Genomic DNA, 18,770 nt, shown 5'->3' on the forward strand with positions numbered 1-18,770 from the left:
GCGAACGGGTGTATCAATGCGCGGTGTTATCCATTTATGTGGATCTGGCCCTCGGCCTCGTCGTGTCGTTCCTGCTGCTGTCGCTGCTGGTGAGCGGCCTCAACGAGGCGTTCGTCCGGCTGCTCGGCATTCGCAGCAAGTTCCTGTGGGCCTACCTCAGGGACACCCTGGACGGCTCGGACGCCCAGGGCAAGTCATGGTTGCCGGCCAGGCTGCGCGACGTCTTCGCGGCGTTGCCCTTCGTCCGCGACCCGCGCCCCAAGCACAGCGACCAGCCGGCCCCGGCCGAGCCGGGGGTGCTCCCCGCGCAGGAGACCAAGGCGGAGGACGCCATGGTCAAGCTGCTCTACCAGCGGGTCCAGGAGATCGACCACCCCATGAAGGGCCGTACCAGCATCGCGAACATCCCTCCAGGGCGCTTCGCGGTCGCCCTGATGGAGATGGCCGCGGCGGAGCCGGGCGGCGTCGAGGGGTTCCTGGAGAAGCTCAAGGCGATGCGCAGCCCGCTCTACGGCCACCTCAAGGGCGTGTGGGAGACGGCGCAGCGCGACCTCGACCGGTTCAGGCAGGGGGTGGAGACCTGGTTCGACGGGGAGATGCAGCGGCTGTCCATGCTGTACAAGCGCTACGTGAAGTGGGTGGTGGCGGTGCTCGGCGTCGCCGTGACGCTGCTGTTCACGATGGACGGGCTGGAGTACGGCAAGACGCTGCTGCGGGACAACGCCTTCCGCGCCTCGGTGACGGCCGTGGCCGAGGCGGGGCCGGACGCGTACAACGAGCTCAAGGCGCGGTGCACGGGCGGCGATCCGGTGCCGTGCGTCACCGAGACGCTCAGCCAGCCTGCCCTGGTCAAGATGCTCGACCAGGCGCTGGTCAGCGTGTCGATCCCGGAGCAGGGCGACCCGTCCGTGCACTGGAACGGCGGCCTGTGGTGGGACCGGCTCACCACGCCGAGCCACTGGCCGGGCTTCCTGCTGACGTACGTGGCGCTGCTGTTCGGGGCGCCGTTCTGGTGGGACGTGTTCCGGCGGATCACGGGTATCAAGACGCGGCGGTCATGACCCGCCTCTGGCGGCCAGGGCGACGACGTCGGCCAGCTCCGCCAGCTTGCCCGGGTCGTCGGTGAGCCTGGCCGTGGCCAGCCGCACGTGGGGGGTCGGCGCGGGGTCGATGACGTACCGGCTGCCGGCCGCGACGGAGATCCCGTGCGCGGCCAGGGTGACCAGCGCGGCCGACTCCTCCCGTACGGGCACCCAGAGCACCAGCCCGTCACTCCCGCCCGTACGCACACCGCGCGCCGCCAGCTCGCCGGCCAGCCGCGCCCGGCGGCTCGCGTAGACCGCGCGGGCGTGCTCGACCCGCTCGCGCACGCCGGCGTCGCCGAGCAGGTGCGCCAGCGTGTCCTGGAGAATCCTGCTGGTCCAGCCGGTGCCGAAGCTGCGCAGCACGCGCACCCGCTCGACCGCGTCCGCCGCCCCGCCGATGACCGCGATGCGCAGGTCGGGGCCGTGGGACTTGGAGAAGGAGCGCACCAGCACGGTACGGCCGGGAAAGCGCGTCCCCATGCTGACCATCGGCGAGACCGACAGCTCGCCGATCCCGTCGTCCTCGACGATGAGCGTGGCCGCCGGCTCCAGCAGCGCGGCCAGCTCCGCCGAGCGCTCGGGGGTCACGGCGTGGCCGCAGGGCGACTGCCCGCGCGGCTGGTACACGAACGCCACCGGCCGCGCCTTCAGCGCCTTGGCCAGGGAGTCCGGCTTGGGGCCCGACTCGTCGCAGGCCACGGGGATGATCTGGACGCCGATAGTCTCCAGGATGTCCAGCAGCCGCGCGCCGGTCGGCTCCTCGATCGCGATCCGGTCGCCGGGCAGCGCGGTCGTCTGGCACAGGAGCTGGACGCCCTCGTAGCCGCCGCCGACCGCGAGCCAGCTCTGCGCGGCGAACGGCCAGGCCGGCTCGACGGCGGCGCGCAACCGGGGCGTGATCGTCTCGCGGGCGTAGTCGTTGAGCCCGTCGGCGTGCGCCGCCGCGAGCAGGGCCGAGTCCAGCGGCGGCAGCAGCGCCGGGTCGGGTGAGGCGATCGCGAGGTCGATGGCCAGCCGGTCGCCCCAGTGGCCGATGCGCTCGTACCGGATGGGGCGGGGCACGTCGGGCGGCCCGAGCACGACCGTCCCGCGCCGGCGTTCAGTGTGGATCATCCCGCGCCGCCGCAGCTCGGACCAGGCCTCCGCGACGGTGCCCGAGCTGACGCCGAGCTCCCTGGCCAGGCCGCGGACGGTCGGCAGGCGCGTCTGGGCGGTGACCGTGCCTTCCCTGATCAGGTCGGTCAGAGCGGCGGCGATGCCCCGCGCGCTGGGCTCGCCGATCCGCTGCGCCAGCCATCCGGCGTCCACATTGCCCCCTGCAATCCTGTTTCAGGCTGTAAATCTTTGTTCAGGAACAAAGATCACCTTGTGTTCTCTTGTTTCCTGAACATATGGTTTCTGGCAATTAACGGCAAGTAAGAACCGTTTGGGGGGTTTGTGGCGAATACCAGAATTCGTCTGGGACTGCGGGACTGGGATCACCTCGTGCCGGTGGCGACGGGCGACGTCCGTCCCGAGGGCTTCGAGCTGGACCTCGACTCCCGCGCCGTCACTCCCGACGTCCTGAGCGAGCCGGAGCTGGACGGCGGCGAGACCTCCTTCAGCAGGTACGTGCTCGGCCGCGCGGCCGGCGACGACCGCCTGGTGGGCCTGCCCGTGTTCGTGATGCGCGGCTTCCGCCACCGCTGCGTCCTCGTCCGCCGCGACAGCGAGCTGACCTCGCTGGACGAGCTCAAGGACGCCCGCATCGGCCTGACCGGCTGGCCGGACTCGGGCAACACGTGGACCAGGGCGTTGCTGCGGGCCGCCGGCGTGGACGTCAAGGGCGTCGAGTGGACGGTCGGCCCCCTGGTCGCCGGTGAGACGGGCAAGGACCGCGTCGGTCCCGTCCCGTTCCCCGACAACGTCTCGCTGACCGAGGAGTCCCTGGCCGAGGGCCTGGCGGACGGCCGCTTCGACGCGATCATGACGCCGTTCATGCCCGCGGAGTTCTTCACCCCGGACAGCCGCTTCCGCCATCTCCTGCCCGACCACCGCGCCGCCGAGCTGGCCTACTACCAGGAGACCGGCTTCGTTCCCGGCATCCACCTGGTCACGCTCAAGCGCGAGAGCGTCGAGCGCGCCCCGTGGCTGCCCCAGGCCGTACAGGACCTGTTCGAGGCGTCCAAGTGGCACTGGCTGGCGCGGCGGCGGCTGCTCGCCGACACCACGCCGTGGCTGCTCGCCGACCTGACCGGGACGGCCCGCACCTTCGGTGCCGACTGGATGCCGTACGGCGCCGGCCAGAACGCCGCCATGGTCGCCGCCTTCTGCGCGGAACTGCACGCCCAGGGCATCTCGTCCCGCCGCATCGCCCCCGAGGAGGTCTTCCCCGTATGAGCACCTTGAGAATCGCCGTGGGGCAGTTCGCGTCCGCCGAGGACTGGACCGCCAACCTGAAGACCTGCCAGGAGCTGATCGACCAGGCCGTCGCGGGCGGCGCGGACCTGCTCGTCCTGCCCGAGGGCTCGCTCTCGCTCTTCGTGGACGAGCCCAAGCGCATCCGCGAGGCCGCCCAGCCGCTGGACGGGCCGTTCGTGAGCGGGCTGGTCGAGCACACGCGCGGCTCCGCGACCACCGTGATCGTCGGCGTGCACACCCCGGCGGAGGACGGCCGGGTGTACAACGTCCTGGTCGCCGCCAGGGACGGCGAGATCGTCGCGACGTACACCAAGCTGCACCTGTACGACGCCTTCGGCCGGCGCGAGTCCGACAACGTCGTCCCCGGCGTGAACGCGCCCGTCGTGATCGACTGCGCCGGTTGGAAGGTCGGCATGATGACCTGCTACGACGTACGGTTCCCCGAGCTGGCCAGGCTCCTGGCCGACCAGGGCGCCCAGGTGATCGCGCTGCCCACCGCCTGGGTGCGCGGCCCGGCCAAGGAATGGCACTGGGAGGTCATGGTCACCGCCCGCGCCCTGGAGAACACCTGCTACGTGGCCGCCTCGGGCGAATGCGGCCGGCGCAACATCGGCGCGAGCATGGTCGTCGACCCGCTCGGCATCACCCGGGCCCGCCTCGGCGACGCGCCCGGCCTGCTGTGGGCCGACGCCTCGGCCGAGGACCTCGCGGCCGCCCGGCTCAGCCTGCCCGTCCTCGAGAACCGGCGCTTCGCCGTGGACCCGCGATTGGAGCGACATGCCTAAGAACTACGCCGCTGCGGCCCTGCTCGGTGCGGCCCTCCTGGTGGCCGGCTGCGGCGCCAACCCGGAGGAGGCCGAGGGCGCGCTGAGCTCCCAGCAGCCCGCCGGGGAGAGCGCCGCCGCGCAGACCAAGGACCAGGCGCTGTACGACCGGCTGCCGGAGAAGGTCAAGACCGCCGGCAAGCTGATCTCGGTGAACAACGGCTCCTTCCCGCCGTACGAGATCGCCGGAGCGGACGGCAGGTCACTGACCGGCGCCGCCGCCGACATGTCGGACGCGCTCGGCCAACTGCTCGGCGTCAAGATCGAGCACGTCACCGTGGACGGCCTGCCGAGCTCGCTCACCGGCATCGCCTCGGGCCGCTACGACTTCGCGATCGGCCCGGTCGGCGACTTCCCCGACCGTCAGAAGGCCAACGACTTCGTGGACTGGGTGAAGGAGTACGTCGTCTTCGCGGTGCCGAAGGGCAACCCAGACAAGATCGGCTCGGTCGCGGACACGTGCGGGCTGAAGATCTCGGTCATGGCCGGCGGCTCCGCCGAGAAGGTGATCAAGGGCCAGTCGGACACCTGCGCCAAGGCGGGCAAGCCGAAGATCACGGTCCAGTCGTACAAGGACCAGCCGACCTCCGTGCTGGCGGTCAGCTCCGGGCGCGCCGACGCGTTCTTCTCCTCCCAGGCGCCGCTCACCTACTTCGTCTCCCAGGCCGGCGGCAAGCTGGAGCTGGCGGGCAAGGGCCAGGCGAACGGGTTCGACGACCTCTACCAGGGCGCGGTCGTCGGCAAGGACTCACCGTTGCGTGACGTGCTCAAGGACGGCATGCAGAAGCTCATCGACAACGGCACGTACGCCAAGATCATGGACAAGTGGGGGACCACCGACAACAAGCTGGACCAGGCCGGTGTGAACCTGGCGAAGTCATGAGCCTGCCCGAGATCGACGTCGCGGGCGCCGCCCGCACCCGTCATCCGCTGCGCTGGGTGGCCTCGATCGTCCTGCTCGTGCTCGCCGCGCAGCTCGTGAGCCTGCTGGTCACCAACCCCAACTTCCAGTGGGACGTCGTCGGCCGCTACGTCAACGCGCAGCTCATCGGCCAGGGCATCTTCACCACGCTGCTCCTCACCGTGATCGCCATGGCGGTGGGCGTCGTGCTGGGCGTGCTCCTGGCGATCGGCCGGCTCTCGGAGAACCCGGTCGCGCGCGGCGCCTGCGGGCTCTACGTCTGGTTCTTCCGTGGCACTCCGGTGCTGGTGCAGCTCGTGCTCTGGTACAACCTGTCGTACCTGCTGCCGGAGATCTCCTTCGGCATCCCGTTCGGGCCCGAGTTCGTCAGCGCCGACACCAACGTGCTCATCACGCCGCTGCTCGCCGCCATCCTCGGTCTCGGGCTGAACGAGGGCGCGTACATGGCGGAGATCATCCGTGGCGGCCTGATGTCGGTGGACCCCGGGCAGACCGAGGCGGCCTCGGCGCTGGGCATGAGCAACGGCCGCACCTTCCGCAGGATCGTGCTGCCCCAAGCCATGCGCTTCATCATCCCGCCCACCGGCAGCCAGGTCATCAGCATGCTGAAGGCCACCTCGCTGGTCAGCGTCATCGCCCTGGCCGACCTGCTGTACACGGTGCAGTCCATCTACAACCGCACCTTCCAGACCATCCCGCTGCTGATCGTGGCCTGCGTCTGGTACCTGGTGATCACCTCCGTCCTGTACGTCGGCCAGTCGTTCATCGAGCGCCACTACGCCCGCGGCGCCACCAGGAACGCCCCGCAGAGCTTCTGGTCCTTCGTGGCCTTCCGCCGCCGCCGTCCCCCGGAGGTGACCCCGTGAGCGTCCCCATGGTGCACGCCCGCGCCGTACACAAGCACTTCGGCCACCTGGAGGTGCTCAAGGGCATCGACCTGGACGTGCAGCCGGGCGAGGTCGTGGTCATCCTCGGCCCGTCAGGGTCGGGCAAGTCGACCTTCCTGCGCTGCGTGAACCACCTGGAGACCATCGACGGCGGCGCCATCCACGTGGACGGCGAGCTGATCGGCTTCGAGGCGTCCGGTGGCCGGGTGCGGCACCTGCACAAGCGGCAGATCACCCGCCAGCGCAGGGAGATCGGCATGGTCTTCCAGCAGTTCAACCTGTTCCCGCACATGACGGTGCTGCAGAACGTCATGGAGGCGCCCGTCGGCGTCCGCGGCGAGCCGCGCCAGCAGGCCAGGGAACGGGCGCTCGCGCTGCTGCGCCGGGTGGGCCTGGAGGACAAGGCCACCGGCTACCCCCGTCAGCTGTCCGGCGGGCAGCAGCAGCGGGTGGCGATCGCGCGGGCGCTGGCGATGCGGCCCAAGCTGATGCTGTTCGACGAGCCGACCAGCGCCCTCGACCCCGAGCTGGTCGGCGAGGTGCTGGCCACCATGAAGGGCCTCGCGGAGGACGGGCTCACCATGATCGTGGTGACCCACGAGATCGGGTTCGCGCGCGAGGTGGCCGACCGGGTGGTGTTCATGGACGCCGGCGTGGTGGTCGAGTCGGGTACGCCCGCCGACGTGCTCGACAACCCGACCAGCCCGCGGACGAAGGCGTTCCTCAGCCGCGTCCTGTGAGCTCATCGGCGGCCGGCTTCACCGGGGTCAGGTGCTCATGGCGTACAGGACGTCGCGCAGTGCGGGCTCGCGGCTGCGCAGCCAGATGAGCCGCAACGCCAGCGCCGGCGCGTCGCAGTCCAGCTCCACCAGCGCGCCCGAGGCCAGATCCGACCCCAGCGCGAAGTCGGGCAGCAACGCCGAGCCGAGCCCCTGCCGCGACCACTCGCGCGCGGTCGCGATGCTGGTGAGCTCCCTGCGCGGCAGGTCCGTCCCGAACGCCTGATCGGCCGCCAGCCGGATCGAGCAGCCCGGTGCGCTCACCAGCAGCGGCTCCCGGTCGCCGCCCGGTGCCGCGACCAGTGACAGCTTGACCTCGCCCACGTCGAAGTGGTCCAGGTCGGCCGGCGGCGTGAACCCGAGCCCGCCGACCCGCGGGCCCCAGTCGAGCAGCAGCGCCGCGTCCAGCCGGCCGTCCGCCACCTCGGCCAGCAGCGGCTGCCTGGTCAGCGAGTGGACGTCCACGTCCAGGTCGGGGCGGCGTTCTGACAGGCGGCGGATCACGGCGGGGAGTTTGGCCGCGGCCAGCATCTCCAGCGCGCCGATCCGCACCCGCCCGCGCCGGCCCGTCACGGCCCGTCGTACCTCGTCGGCGTGGTCGAGCAGGCCCTGCGCCCGCGTGAGCAGCGCGGTGCCCGCCTCGGTCAGCCGCATGCCCTGCGGCGTGCGCTCGAAGAGCGTCACGCCGAGGCTGCGCTCCAGCCTGCGCACCTGCTCCGACACCGAGGCCGGGGCCAGGCCCAGCACGTTCGCGGCCGCGGTGACGGTGCCGGACCCGGCCACCGCCACGAACCCCCTCAACTGCCGCAACTCCATACATGTCAGCATACGGCTTTCCCGAATGCCCCCTGAGGCTGCGCCTGTTGAGCCGGCCGGGCCTGTTTCAGCAGGCTGAGGGGCATGTTCGGCTTCTCCCTTGCCTACTTCCTGGTGATCCTCGACACCACCGTCCTGACGATCGCCCTGCCCGACCTGAGCGCCTCGCTCGGCGGCTCACTGGCGGGCCAGCAGTGGGCGGTGAACGCGTACACCGTCGCCTTCGCCGCCTGCCTGCTCGCCGGGGGAGCGGTGGCCGACCGGTACGGCGCGGCCCGCGTCTTCAAGGCCGGCGTGGCCGCCTTCGGCGTGCTCTCGCTGCTCAGCGCCGCCGCACCCGACCTCGGCGTGCTGATCGCCCTGCGCGCCCTGCTCGGCGTGGCGGGCGCGCTCTGCACCGGCGGCTCGCTCGGCCTGCTCGCCGAGATGTTCCCGGTCCCCGCCGCGCGCGCCCGCGCCACCGGCCTGTGGGCGGCCATCACCGGCAGCGCTCTCGCCGTCGGCCCCCTGCTCGGGGGCGTCCTCGTCGACCTGTACGGGTGGCGCGCCGTCTTCCTCATCAACCCGCCGATCGCCCTGATCAGCCTGCTGGCCATGCGCCGGGCCAGGTCGCCGCGCGGGCACCGGCTGATCGACTGGTGGGTCCAGGTCCTGGCCTGCGTCTTCCTGGGACTCGTGGCCGAGGCACTGATCGACTCCTCGCTCGTGGCGGGCCTGCTCGCCCTGGCCGCGCTGGCCGGCCTCGTGCTCGCCGAACGCCGCAGCCACGCCCCCGCCCTGCCCGGCGGCCTGCTCGCCGCCACCTGGCCGGAGCTGCTCGCGGGCGCGGTCGCGAACTTCGCCTTCTCCGGCGCCCTGTTCGTGCTCACCCTGTTCTTCCAGGACACCCGGCAGCTGACCCCGATGGCGGCCGGCCTGGCGTTCCTGCCGCTCACGCTCCCCATGACGGTGAACCCGCTGCTCACCGGCCGCCTGGTGGCCCGCTACGGCCCGCGCCCGCCGATCTTCTGCGGCCTCGCGCTGCTCGCGATCGGGCTGGCGGGCCTCGCGCTCACCGACGTCCTCGTGCCCTGGCTGGTCGTGATGGGGTTCGGGCTGTCGTTCGTGCTGCCCGCGCTGATGGCGGGCATGGTCAACAGCGCACCTCCCGGTACGGCGGGCACGGCCGGCGGCGTGCTGAACGCGTTCCGCCAGGTCGGCGCGACCCTGGGCGTGGCGGTGCTCGGCGGCCTGTCCCGGCCCCTGCTCGCGGCCGCCGTCCTGGTGTCCCTGACCTGCCTCTGCTACGGCGCTGTAGGCTCGCGGAGACGATCACATGTACCTGCCGCCGCGGAGTGACCCATGTATTTCCAGCATTCCGATGACATCTGGCGAGACTTCCCCGAGCTCGTCCCGGGGGCGCTGCACGCGGCGGGCATCACCGGCGACGTCTCCGCTCACGACCGGGTCGCCGGCTTCGCCGAGGTCGCGGCGAAGCGCCTGGCGAGCGCCTCGGAGAGCGAGCTGCCGGAGATCCAGGCGTGGCGGCGCGCCTTCTCCAGGATGGGCCTCAAACCGACCCAATACCGATGCGCCTCGGAGTCCCTGCTGCGCCGCTTCAGGAAGGAAGGCTCCCTGCCGACGCTCCACCCGCTGATCGACCTCTGCAACGCGGTGTCGATCGCGTACGCGATCCCGGTGGCCGTGTTCGACGTCTCGCAGGTCTCGGGCTTCGTCGAGGTCCGCCACGCGGCGGGCGACGAGACGTATGTGACGTTCTCCGGCGATACCGAGCACCCGCCGGCCGGCGAAGTGATCTTCGCGGACGCGGCCGGCCAGGCGCACGCCCGCCGCTGGACCAACCGCCAGAGCGGCCTCTCGGCGGTCCGCGACACGACCACGGACGTCCTGATCGTCGCGGAGGCGCTGCACGACTCGGCACGCGCGGACATCGACTCCCTCCTGACCGCCCTCTCCGGCGAGCTGACCACACTGTGGCCCGTCACCCCTCCGAAGCCGGCGATCCTGACGGCCTCTGCACCCCGGTTCGACTTCAGCTGACCGGGCCGGCCTACGGCACAGCTCACCATCCCTGAAGAGATCCGGCAGGCGCTGCATATCGGTGAAGGGGACGAGATCGAGTTCGCCATGCATGATGATGGCAGTGTGACCGTTCGTGGCTTCGTGTCGATTCCGGCTGACCAGGCATGGTTTTGGACTGCTGAATGGCAGGCGGGTGAAGGGCAGGCCGCAGCCGACATCGCCTCCGGTCGCTCCACGTTCCATCGCTCTGCCGAAGACATGTTCACTCACCTTGAGTCGACCGACGACTGATGCCAATGTTCGACACGGCCGACCGGTTTGAGCGGCGAGATTTCGTAAGGTGATCACCGAAGCGTTCGTTCCCGACATTCTCGCCGACGGGCCATTTCGTGGCGGGCTCCGGGTGAAGGGCGTAACCGCCTATCCGGGAGTATTCGAGATGACCTGGGCGCCTGACGGCCGTGCCACTTTCAGCTACGGCGCTGAGCGGGTCCCCGGTGAAGTGCACATCGTCTGGCGCAGGATCGGCACTCACGACATCTTCACTCCGCCGCCAGGTCCTTAGGACCGCCAGGGGCTGTGGAGCTGAAGGCCGGCGAGGTGGCTGTCGGAAGTCTTGTCGCGGCCGAAAAGTGATCGGCGACGGGCGTACGGGAGTGTCGCGCGAACTTTCTCGCGGGATGCGTCGTCGTACTCCCAACGATCAACATCGCTGGGATCCGGGGTCCACCATGAGCTCACTACGCGTGATCGCGCTGTCGGCTGCTGTGCTGGCGGTGGCCGGTTGTTCGGCCCAGACCGCCGGGACGCAGGCTGCCGTCACCCAGACCGTCGCACCGCGGCAGCCCGTCTCGGGGGCGTCGTCCGACTCGCCTCCGGCCGGCCTTCCCAAGCCGACGGCGACCACTGGTCTAAAGGCCCGTCCGCGTCCCAAGGTCTGCGATCGTCGCGGCGAACACCGCGTACCCGTCTCCGACGTGCTGACCATCAGCGGCGTCAGCGTCGACGGCGATCGCGTGGTGCTGAAGGCCAGACCGTCCATCCTGGTCTGCGGCCCCAGGGTCGCCAACGACGGCTACTACGAGCCCGCCGCCGGCCCCGCCAAGACCTACCGGCTGGCCCGGCGCGCCACGGTCATCCTCATGGACATGAGCAACGGCCCCGTGCCCGCACACTACGGCGTCGGGGCGTTCGTCGAGCTGCTGCGCGCCACGCCCGAGCTGAGCCTGGAACGTGGCGGTCTCGATCCGCATTTCCGCTCCTTCAAGACCGCCTCCGCCGACCCCTCGGACGGCACGGAGATCACGACGCTCTCTCAGCAGTACCACCCGTGACCGGCTATCGGGCCGCACCGTTCATGATCTTCCGCCACAGTTCCAGCGCGTCGCCGTACGGGCTGGGGTGGCTTTCGCGGACGACGGGGGCCGAGGGGGATCGGTCGGTGGTCCGGATCCAGGCGAGCCCGCCTCCGGCGCAGAACTCGTAGATCTCTTCGCGGCAGTCGCACGTGCGCCGGACGATGCGCACGCTGTGAGACCTCGGCGCGGGATGCTGCCACGCGATCGCCTCGGCGTCCGGCTGGTGCCCGTCGGCGTGCGGGCCATGGAAGTCGGGATAGATGTCCACAGTGTCGGCCCTCCTGAACTCCTGAGAGCCCTGACTCTAGCCTGCTCGTCCATGCTCGTACATACTCGTACTCGAACATGAAGCCTTGAGTATGCTCGCTTACGGTCGAGCTATGATCGAGTTCGCCGCGGACCGTCCCGTCTGGAAGCAGGTCGCCGACATCCTGCGTGCGCGCATCGGCAACGGCACCTACCGGCCGCGTCAGCCTATCCCCAGCGAGACGCAACTCGTCGGGGAGTTCGGCATCGCGCGGGGGACGGCCAGGAAGGTCGTGGCCGCGCTGCGGGACGAGGGGCTGATCTACACGGTGCCGCAGATGGGGTCGTTCGTCTCACCGCCGGAAGGTGAGTAGACGTGTCATCTACCTCAACCGGCCCTCGACCGGCGTCCGCTGTCGCCCCCACCTTCGTACTGGTCCACGGTTCAGGCTCCAGCTCGTTCATGTGGGCCCCCGTCCAGCGCGAACTCGCGTTGCTCGGCCACCGCAGCTTCGCCGTCGACCTGCCGGGGCATGGCCTCGACGCGCAGTACCCGGTCGCCTACCAGGCCCCGCAAGACCTCGCCGCGTGGGCGGACGAGCCGTCGACGTTGGCCGGGGTCAGCCTTCAGGACAACGTCGACATGGTCGTTGACGTCGTCCGCCGCGTGGCCGGGCACGGGCCGGTGGTGCTGGTGGGGGCCAGCCTCGGAGGGACGACCATCAGCGGGGTGGGCAACACCGTGCCCGACCTGGTCGATCGGCTGGTGTACATCTCCGCGTGGTCCTGCGTGGAGCTGGCCAACCCCATCGAGTACATGCAGACGCCCGAGTTCGGTGCCAACCTGCTGGCGCCCCTCGCCGCGTTGAACGTCGGAGACCCGGCTCGACTCGGCGCCGGCCGGGCCAACTACCGCACCGCCGACCCGGCCCTGCTCGCCGGTCTGAAGGCGGCGATCATGGCGGATGCCACCGACCAGCAGTTCCGCGCCTTTCTCAACATCCTGCAGCCGGACGAGTCCATTGCGGTGATGACGTCCGATGCCCGCGTCCATGCCGGCACCTGGGGCACGATCGCCCGCACCTACATCCGCCTCACCCGCGACCTGTCGCTGCCCATCGCCATGCAGGACCGGCTGATCGCCGAAGCGGATGCGCTGACTCCCGGCAACCCCTACGACGTTCACACCCTGGACACGTCACACGTCGGGTTCCTGTTCAGGGCGGCGGAGGTGGCCGCGATTCTCGACAAGCTACGCGTTACCTGAATGGTCCAGCTTGGACCGGGCTTCATGCCCGGGAAGGATTTCGGTGGCTTCAGGGGCCGGAAGCCTGCCCAGAAAAGTGTTGAGCTGCCAATCGTAGGTGCCGGGCACCCCTGTCTCCTTCATGCCGATCTCACGCTTGACAACTCTATAGAATTCGCCGCGCGCACGACTCGTCGCCTTTATGGCAAGATCCCAAGGTAGATCCGCCGCTTTTCCGATGGCGATCGATTCCAAAAGAAAAACGGACTCGTGCCACTTTCTTCCCGCCATGATGGCTTCGTCGCTGCCGAAAAGCAGCACGGCCTCCCAGCTCACGGTCCGGTCCTCCTCGGCCGCCGCCAGGTCCGCATCGGAGTATTCCGGGGCCAAGAAGTTCAGCTCGACGCCCACACCTCGCTGGGAGGCCAGCTTGACGCAGATCGAGATGGTCTTCTTGATGGCATGTGCATATTCCATGTAGGCGATCACACGACGTTCGTCCCACCGTGTGGCAATCTGCCGTTTCCACCTCTTGCGTTCGGTGAGTGCGGTAACGCTGTACGTTCCGATCGCGCCTAATAGGACACCGATGAGTGCGGGGAGTTGTGCAAAGAAATTCTGCAACTCACACAACCTTCCTGGAGGGCATTCGGGATGCCAAAGGTCGCAGATCGTCACGAAGGCCCAGATAAGTATAAGCCTGGTATTACAGTAGAGAATATACTGCGAAGCGCCGGTCTGAGCGCGTGATCAGCCTCCATATCCCACTGCAAGATGGCGGACCTACATGCGGCAGGGCGACGCGTCATCGCGCACCGTCGGCCGCGTACGATGCCGTCACGTCCTCAGGCATAATCGTGGCTCCACATGAGGAGGCGCCCGTCCCGCCCCGCCGTGATCACGGCTGTCCGGCCGTCGAGCTCGGTGAGGCGGACGGCGGACACCTCGTCATCGTGCCCGGCGAGCGGCTCGCCGAGCACGCTGCCCTTCTCCAGGTCCCACACGTAGAGCCGTCCCTTTCCGGTGCCGGTCACCGCAACCGGACGTCCGTCCACGAGCCCTGCGTCCATGCAGGTGATGAAGTCGTCGAACTCGTCCTCCTCGATCAGCTCGGTGATGTCGTCCGGCCAGGCGAGCGGCTCGCCCCATTCGCCCGTCTCGGGGTCGCCGAGCACGACCTCATCGCGGCTGGCCGCCACCACACGGGGCTGTCCGTCGACCGGCACGAGCCCGATCCCCTGCAAGCCGCCGACGTAGCAGCCGAACTCGACGAGGCTCCGCCCTTCGAGCGGGTCCCACACCACGGCGCTGCCGTCCCAACTGCCCGACACCAGCACCGGCTGGTCCTTCAGCATCCCCGACGTCAGGCCGCCAAGACCGTCGAAATGATGTTCGCACAGCTCCGCGTGTAGCTCGCGCCGCTCGACGTCGTACACGCGCACGCGGGGGCTCGTGCTGCTGTCGCCGCCGACGAGCATGGGGCGTCCGTCCAGCTCCATCCCCAGCGACTTTCCGAGGCCGGCATGCGACTCATCCGCGAAGACCCGCACCGCGCCGCTCTCGAGGTCCCACTGCGCAAACGGCTGATGGCTCGCTCCCCCGCCGATCACGATCCGGCCATTGTGGACGACGGCTCCGATCGCGAGCACTTCGGTGAAGCGCAAATCGCTGTCCTTGTGAAACGGCATGTCCAGCCGGTGCTTGCTCCACCGATCCTCGGACGGGTCCCACAGGAACACGCTGCTGACGTTGTCGACACAGACGAGGAGCGGACGTCCGTCCAGCCTGACGATGTCGAAGTCCTCGATCGGGCCGGCCGAGGGGATCATGGCGGATCGGATGACGGAGAAGGCTGCCATGATCGACACCGTAGGGGAAACGGCCTACAAGCGCTCCAAAACGGATTGATCTCCTGACGGCCCGAGGACGCCGTCACTCGCGGTGACAGGACGACGCCGCCGAGAGTGGGATGTGGCAGGCTTCCGGCTATGGGTCCCCGCATCCCCGCAACTCGGGGAATACGGAAACCCATTCGGCTCGCTATGCGGCCACCGCCGGTAAGCGATCACCGTGTTGCGACAGCCCCTCGAATACGCCCTGCCGGGCTACTTCGTATTTGCGGTGTTATGCCGGTCTGCATGGTGCCGTGGTCGCTTCGCTGGTGTTGCGGAGGGGAGCGAGCCTAGATCTTCTTCAGATGCGCGGTGAGGCCGGGGTTGCGGGTGTCGTTCAGTTCGGGCGCCGTGACGTTGGCGCCGTCCCGTCCTCCTCTGCCAGGGCGATCAGGGAGCAGCCGAGTGAGCGTCAAGCAGCAGGTCATCACCGACGAGCAGTGGCAGCACGCCCGCACCATCTGGGACTACCACCAGATGCACCACGACCTGCGCCGGTGCCATGTGGCCATCGGCTTGGGCAGTCATGATCTCGGCGTGGCACGCGCGGCCGCAGAGTTCTACCACGCGGGCTGGTTCTCGCTGCTCGTCTTCTCCGGTGCGACTCGCGGGGAACGGTCACAGCGGCTGGCTGACCTTGCATGGTTGACTGGCGCGACGACCTACCTGTGCGGGACCGGCGGCATGCGATACCTGGCCGGTCCACACGCCTCGCGGCGAGCGATGACCGACCTGCAGACAAGGCTCGCGATGAGGCCACGCGGAGAGCGTGGGTTGTGCCTGCGGCGCTGAACGTTTGCGCCAAGAGGCTGGCTACCGCCACTGCCCCGACTGGGTTGCGGCTTCCCCGGGAGAAGTAAATGGCAGGTGCCGGTGGGCGATGCTGACCCGCTGCGGGCTGACGAGGCGGCGCAGCAGGTGGAGGGGCTGGCCGACCCGGGCATCGAGCGGTGGTGAGCTGATAATCGCGCACCGCAATTATCAGTCTCACCTGCGAAGGACGGCCCGACACCGATCAGGGTGCCGGGCCGTTCTGCTGCCGCTGAAACCGCTTCGTCACACGTCGTAGTAGAGCTCGAACTCGTGCGGGTGCGGGCGCAGCCGGATCGGGTCGACCTCGTTCTCGCGCTTGTACGCCACCCACGTCTCGATCAGGTCAGGCGTGAACACGCCGCCCTCGAGGAGGTAGTCGTGGTCCTCCTCCAGCGCGTTGAGCACGTCGGTGAGCGAGCCGGGCACCTGCGGGATGTTCCGGGCCTCCTCCGGCGGGAGCTCGTAGAGGTCCTTGTCGACCGGCTCCGGCGGCTCGATCTTGTTGCGGATGCCGTCGATGCCGGCCATCAGCATCGCGGCGAACGCGAAGTACGGGTTGCACGACGGGTCCGGCACGCGGAACTCGATGCGCTTGGCCTTCGGGTTGGAGCCCGTGATCGGGATGCGGACGCACGCCGAGCGGTTGCGCTGGGAGTAGACCAGGTTGACCGGGGCTTCGTAGCCGGGGACCAGGCGGTGGTATGAGTTGACCGTCGGGTTGGTGAAGGCCAGCAGCGACGGGGCGTGCTTGAGCAGGCCGCCGATGTAGTAGCGGGCCGTGTCGGACAGGCCCGCGTAGCCGACCTCGTCGTAGAAGAGCGGCGAGCCGTCCTTCCAGAGCGACTGGTGGCAGTGCATGCCGGAGCCGTTGTCACCGAAGATCGGCTTGGGCATGAACGTGACCGTGTGGCCGTATTCGAGCGCCGTGCTCTTGATGACGTACTTGTAGAGCATCAGCTGGTCGGCGGTCTTGAGCAGCGTGCCGAACTTGAAGTCGATCTCCGCCTGACCGGCCGTGCCGACCTCGTGGTGCTGCATCTCGACGTCGATGCCGCACTCGATGAGGTTGCGGACCATCTCGGAGCGCAGGTCGGTGAAGTGGTCCATCGGCGGGACCGGGAAGTAGCCGCCCTTGTAACGCGGCTTGTAGCCCAGGTTGCCGCCCTCGGTCGCCTTGCCGGTGTTCCAGGCGCCCTCGATGGAGTCGATGTAGTAGTAGCCGGCGTTCTCCTTCGTTTCGAAGCGAACGTCGTCGAAGATGTAGAACTCGGCCTCCGGGCCGAAATAGACCGTGTCGGCGATGCCGGTGCCCTTGAGGAACTCCTCCGCCTTGCGGGCGACGTTGCGCGGGTCGCGGCTGTAGGCCTCGCCCGTCAGCGGGTCGTGCACGAAGAAGTTCAGGTTGAGCGTCTTGTGCTGGCGGAACGGGTCCACCACGGCGCTGGTCGGGTCGGGCAACAGGAGCATGTCGGACTCGTGGATCGCCTGGAAACCGCGAATGGACGAGCCGTCGAACATGAGTCCGTCGGTGAAGACGCTCGCGCTGAAGTTCTCTACCGGGAAGGTGAAGTGGTGCGTCGTCCCCGGCAGGTCGGTGAACCTGACATCGACGAATTGCACCCCTTCGTCACTGATGAACTTCAGGACGTCGTCGGCGGAGTTGAACACTCTCGAACCTCCCTGGGGACTGGCCATCATTCCGACGCTAGGGCGTGGCCGTTTCCGTATGGTGTCTCGATTGTTTCGCACGTGTTACGCAGGGTCAGCCTGGCACATGATCACCCACGAGGGCGCTCACGTCCTGTTCGCGGCGGCACATTTCTTGAGTCGTGGCTGGTCGAGGTCGTAGGGGTCGATGGGGGTGCCGGTCGGGCGCTCCCCGTCCTGGGCCGAGCCGGGGTAGTGGGGGCGGACGAATCCGTCCTCGCGGCGGGTCCCGCACCCGGCCGGGGTCACGCTGCCGCCCCATTCCCCGACCCATGTGACGGCGCCGCGCGTGTCGCGGTACATGAGCACGCTGCCCTGGTGGTGCCTGACCAGCCGGATCGTGCGGCCGGGATCCCCCGGCGGGTGGACCGCGTAGACGACCAGGTAATTGGTCGTGAGCTCGGCGCCGGTGTGCCCGTCCTTCTTGTACGCCGACAGCTTCGACGCGCCGTGCACCTTGATCACGTCGGTGGCCAGCTCGGTCGTCTTCGACGCGAAGCTCACCACCCACGACCGGGTGTTCCGCTCGCCCTTGCGGTCGAGGTGCGCGCGGAACTGCGCGCGCTCGTCAGGATGGAGCAGCTTCATGAACGACGCCGGCTTCCCGCCCATGAGCGTCCTGCGATCGAGGTGGGCCGCCGCCAGCAGGTCGCGCGCCCGCTCCAGCCCCTTGGCCACGTCCTTCTTCGACAGCCCGCCGAGCGCCTTGGCCTTGGGCATGACGAAACCGGCCGCGCCTTCCGCGTAGTCCGCCGCCGGCGACCCGTCGAACGGCCCGGCCGCCTGGCCCTGCCCGGGCTCGGGCGCGCCGGTCTCCCCAGGCTCCCCGACGGTGGCCTCGTTCAGGGCGGGCCCAGTCTCCGTACTGAACGAGTCCAGGTCCACGCCGGACGGGGCGAGCAGCTCCGGGCGGAAGGTGACGACGGCGCCCCCGGCGACGAGCACGGCCGTGATCGTGGCCATCGCGAGCCAGGCGCGCCCGATCCTGCGCGGACCGGCCGCCCCCGGCCGGTCCCATCGATCGGCGCCGCGCGCCCGATCGGCCCCGGCTAACCTGCCGGTACGCCGCTCCGCCCGGGCCTGTCTGGCCCCCTTCGCGGCCGAGGTGCGCATCTTGCGCTGCTCCTCGGCGTCGATCTGCGCGACCAGCTCGTTGAACCGCGCATCAAGGTCATCCCCGTGTGGCATGGCGTACATCATGGCCGCCTCTTGACGCGGTTGGGTCACAATCCGGACCGGCCCATCGGGCGGCTACCGTGGAGTGCATGAGCAGCAACGAGCCTCGCTGGACCCAGACCTGGCTGGGCGGAGTACGCGCCGCCGGGGTGGACCTCGGCTACCCGGGCGAGCGCCTGGGGCTGCCCGAGAAGGGCAGCGGGTCGGTCGCCGGATGGGGACGCAGGATCGGGGCCCTGGTCATCGACTGGATGATCTGCACCTGGGTCGTCGTGCAGCTGCTGCTCAGGATGAACCCGGCCGAGTCGCCGTGGGCGCCGGTCGCCGTCTTCGCCCTGCAGTACCTGATCCTGGTCGGTTTCATGGGCCAGACGTTCGGCCACCGGCTGACGGGGATCAGGGTCGCCGCGATGGACGGCGGCAACCCGCGGCTGCTGCCCGTGCTGGTGCGCACCGTGCTGCTGTGCCTCGCGGTGCCCGCGCTGATCTGGGACCGCGACCATCGGGGCGTGCACGACCGCGTGTCCAGCACGGTGGTCGTCCGGATGTGACCTCGCTTAAAAAAACCATACCGGGTTCAAAAATGAACTCGGTATG

22 protein-coding genes and 1 pseudogene are annotated in these 18,770 nt (G+C 69.3%); 16 read left to right on the forward strand and 7 right to left on the reverse strand.

The genetic code is table 11. The annotated features are described in order from the left end of the window. Positions 1–23 precede the first annotated feature (23 nt). Positions 24–1,061, forward strand: coding sequence for a hypothetical protein (locus tag ABEA43_RS18985; protein ID WP_345563451.1), 1,038 nt, complete (start codon positions 24–26; stop codon positions 1,059–1,061). Here the strand turns inward: ABEA43_RS18985 and ABEA43_RS18990 are convergent. Further along, positions 1,056–2,393: an aminotransferase-like domain-containing protein gene (locus ABEA43_RS18990; protein ID WP_345563453.1), complete on the reverse strand. Its 1,338-nt coding sequence runs from the start codon at positions 2,391–2,393 to the stop codon at positions 1,056–1,058. The genes ABEA43_RS18985 and ABEA43_RS18990 overlap by 6 nt on opposite strands. 177 nt (positions 2,394–2,570) lie before the next feature. Here ABEA43_RS18990 and ABEA43_RS18995 point away from each other — a divergent pair, with 177 nt between their 5' ends. Genes ABEA43_RS18995 through ABEA43_RS19015 form a run of 5 tightly spaced genes read left to right on the forward strand, consistent with a single transcriptional unit; the run spans position 2,571 to position 6,858 of the window. Then, positions 2,571–3,464, forward strand: a complete 894-nt coding sequence (locus tag ABEA43_RS18995) for a substrate-binding domain-containing protein (protein WP_345563455.1) — start codon at positions 2,571–2,573, stop codon at positions 3,462–3,464. After that, positions 3,461–4,270 (forward strand): deaminated glutathione amidase, encoded by an 810-nt coding sequence (locus ABEA43_RS19000; protein ID WP_345563456.1) that lies wholly within the window; start codon positions 3,461–3,463, stop codon positions 4,268–4,270. The genes ABEA43_RS18995 and ABEA43_RS19000 overlap by 4 nt, the downstream gene beginning before the upstream one ends. Further along, positions 4,263–5,192 carry an ABC transporter substrate-binding protein gene (locus tag ABEA43_RS19005; RefSeq protein WP_345563457.1) on the forward strand — a complete coding sequence of 310 codons (930 nt, stop codon included), beginning with the start codon at positions 4,263–4,265 and terminating at the stop codon, positions 5,190–5,192. Before ABEA43_RS19000 ends, ABEA43_RS19005 begins: the two co-directional genes overlap by 8 nt. Next, positions 5,189–6,097, forward strand: a complete 909-nt coding sequence (locus tag ABEA43_RS19010) for an amino acid ABC transporter permease (protein ID WP_345563458.1) — start codon at positions 5,189–5,191, stop codon at positions 6,095–6,097. The genes ABEA43_RS19005 and ABEA43_RS19010 overlap by 4 nt, the downstream gene beginning before the upstream one ends. An 8-nt stretch (positions 6,098–6,105) precedes the next feature. Then, positions 6,106–6,858 carry an amino acid ABC transporter ATP-binding protein gene (locus tag ABEA43_RS19015; protein WP_345563834.1) on the forward strand — a complete coding sequence of 251 codons (753 nt, stop codon included), beginning with the start codon at positions 6,106–6,108 and terminating at the stop codon, positions 6,856–6,858. A 27-nt stretch (positions 6,859–6,885) separates the two neighbouring features. Here the strand turns inward: ABEA43_RS19015 and ABEA43_RS19020 are convergent, their stop codons facing one another. After that, positions 6,886–7,713, reverse strand: coding sequence for a LysR family transcriptional regulator (locus tag ABEA43_RS19020; protein WP_345563460.1), 828 nt, complete (start codon positions 7,711–7,713; stop codon positions 6,886–6,888). A gap of 84 nt (positions 7,714–7,797) precedes the next feature. On the opposite strand from ABEA43_RS19020, the gene ABEA43_RS19025 reads away from it, so the two are divergent. From ABEA43_RS19025 to ABEA43_RS19050, 6 genes and pseudogenes are all read left to right on the forward strand, one after another. Further along, a complete protein-coding gene (locus ABEA43_RS19025) occupies positions 7,798–9,051 on the forward strand; it encodes an MFS transporter (RefSeq protein WP_345563462.1) in 1,254 nt (417 codons plus the stop codon). 3 nt (positions 9,052–9,054) lie between these two features. After that, positions 9,055–9,753, forward strand: a complete 699-nt coding sequence (locus tag ABEA43_RS19030) for a B3/B4 domain-containing protein (protein WP_345563463.1) — start codon at positions 9,055–9,057, stop codon at positions 9,751–9,753. Between the two features lie 27 nt (positions 9,754–9,780). Next, positions 9,781–9,858: pseudogene (locus ABEA43_RS19035) on the forward strand (AbrB/MazE/SpoVT family DNA-binding domain-containing protein); the annotation flags it as partial. Then, positions 9,859–10,026 carry a hypothetical protein gene (locus ABEA43_RS19040; protein ID WP_345563464.1) on the forward strand — a complete coding sequence of 56 codons (168 nt, stop codon included), beginning with the start codon at positions 9,859–9,861 and terminating at the stop codon, positions 10,024–10,026. A gap of 49 nt (positions 10,027–10,075) precedes the next feature. Further along, a complete protein-coding gene (locus ABEA43_RS19045) occupies positions 10,076–10,300 on the forward strand; it encodes a hypothetical protein (RefSeq protein ID WP_345563465.1) in 225 nt (74 codons plus the stop codon). Between the two features lie 166 nt (positions 10,301–10,466). Further along, positions 10,467–11,069 (forward strand): hypothetical protein, encoded by a 603-nt coding sequence (locus tag ABEA43_RS19050; protein ID WP_345563466.1) that lies wholly within the window; start codon positions 10,467–10,469, stop codon positions 11,067–11,069. A gap of 4 nt (positions 11,070–11,073) precedes the next feature. Here the strand turns inward: ABEA43_RS19050 and ABEA43_RS19055 are convergent, their stop codons facing one another. Next, positions 11,074–11,361, reverse strand: a complete 288-nt coding sequence (locus tag ABEA43_RS19055) for a hypothetical protein (RefSeq protein ID WP_345563467.1) — start codon at positions 11,359–11,361, stop codon at positions 11,074–11,076. Between the two features lie 112 nt (positions 11,362–11,473). Here ABEA43_RS19055 and ABEA43_RS19060 point away from each other — a divergent pair, with 112 nt between their 5' ends. Continuing rightward, a complete protein-coding gene (locus ABEA43_RS19060; protein ID WP_345563469.1) occupies positions 11,474–11,713 on the forward strand; it encodes a GntR family transcriptional regulator in 240 nt (79 codons plus the stop codon). A 2-nt stretch (positions 11,714–11,715) separates the two neighbouring features. Further along, complete coding sequence (locus ABEA43_RS19065; protein ID WP_345563471.1) at positions 11,716–12,606, forward strand: alpha/beta hydrolase; 891 nt, start codon at positions 11,716–11,718, stop codon at positions 12,604–12,606. On the opposite strand, the gene ABEA43_RS19070 is transcribed toward ABEA43_RS19065, so the two are convergent. After that, on the reverse strand, positions 12,592–13,263 hold the full coding sequence (locus tag ABEA43_RS19070; RefSeq protein WP_345563473.1) for a hypothetical protein: 672 nt from the start codon (positions 13,261–13,263) through the stop codon (positions 12,592–12,594). The genes ABEA43_RS19065 and ABEA43_RS19070 overlap by 15 nt on opposite strands. A 167-nt stretch (positions 13,264–13,430) precedes the next feature. Continuing rightward, positions 13,431–14,444 carry a WD40 repeat domain-containing protein gene (locus ABEA43_RS19075; protein WP_345563475.1) on the reverse strand — a complete coding sequence of 338 codons (1,014 nt, stop codon included), beginning with the start codon at positions 14,442–14,444 and terminating at the stop codon, positions 13,431–13,433. A gap of 438 nt (positions 14,445–14,882) precedes the next feature. Between ABEA43_RS19075 and ABEA43_RS19080 the strand changes: the two genes are divergently transcribed. Continuing rightward, on the forward strand, positions 14,883–15,269 hold the full coding sequence (locus tag ABEA43_RS19080; protein ID WP_345563476.1) for a hypothetical protein: 387 nt from the start codon (positions 14,883–14,885) through the stop codon (positions 15,267–15,269). A 264-nt stretch (positions 15,270–15,533) separates the two neighbouring features. On the opposite strand, the gene glnA is transcribed toward ABEA43_RS19080, so the two are convergent. Both glnA and ABEA43_RS19090 read right to left on the reverse strand, forming a co-directional pair. Continuing rightward, positions 15,534–16,958, reverse strand: a complete 1,425-nt coding sequence (gene glnA / locus ABEA43_RS19085; RefSeq protein WP_345563478.1) for a type I glutamate--ammonia ligase — start codon at positions 16,956–16,958, stop codon at positions 15,534–15,536. 126 nt (positions 16,959–17,084) lie between these two features. After that, positions 17,085–18,185, reverse strand: coding sequence for a hypothetical protein (locus ABEA43_RS19090; protein ID WP_345563480.1), 1,101 nt, complete (start codon positions 18,183–18,185; stop codon positions 17,085–17,087). Between the two features lie 77 nt (positions 18,186–18,262). Here ABEA43_RS19090 and ABEA43_RS19095 point away from each other — a divergent pair, with 77 nt between their 5' ends. Next, positions 18,263–18,724 (forward strand): RDD family protein, encoded by a 462-nt coding sequence (locus tag ABEA43_RS19095; RefSeq protein ID WP_345563482.1) that lies wholly within the window; start codon positions 18,263–18,265, stop codon positions 18,722–18,724. The last annotated feature ends 46 nt before the right edge of the window (positions 18,725–18,770 follow it).

This window comes from Nonomuraea rosea, from assembly GCF_039539705.1.
In the GTDB taxonomy this organism is placed as follows: Bacteria; Actinomycetota; Actinomycetes; order Streptosporangiales; family Streptosporangiaceae; genus Nonomuraea; species Nonomuraea rosea.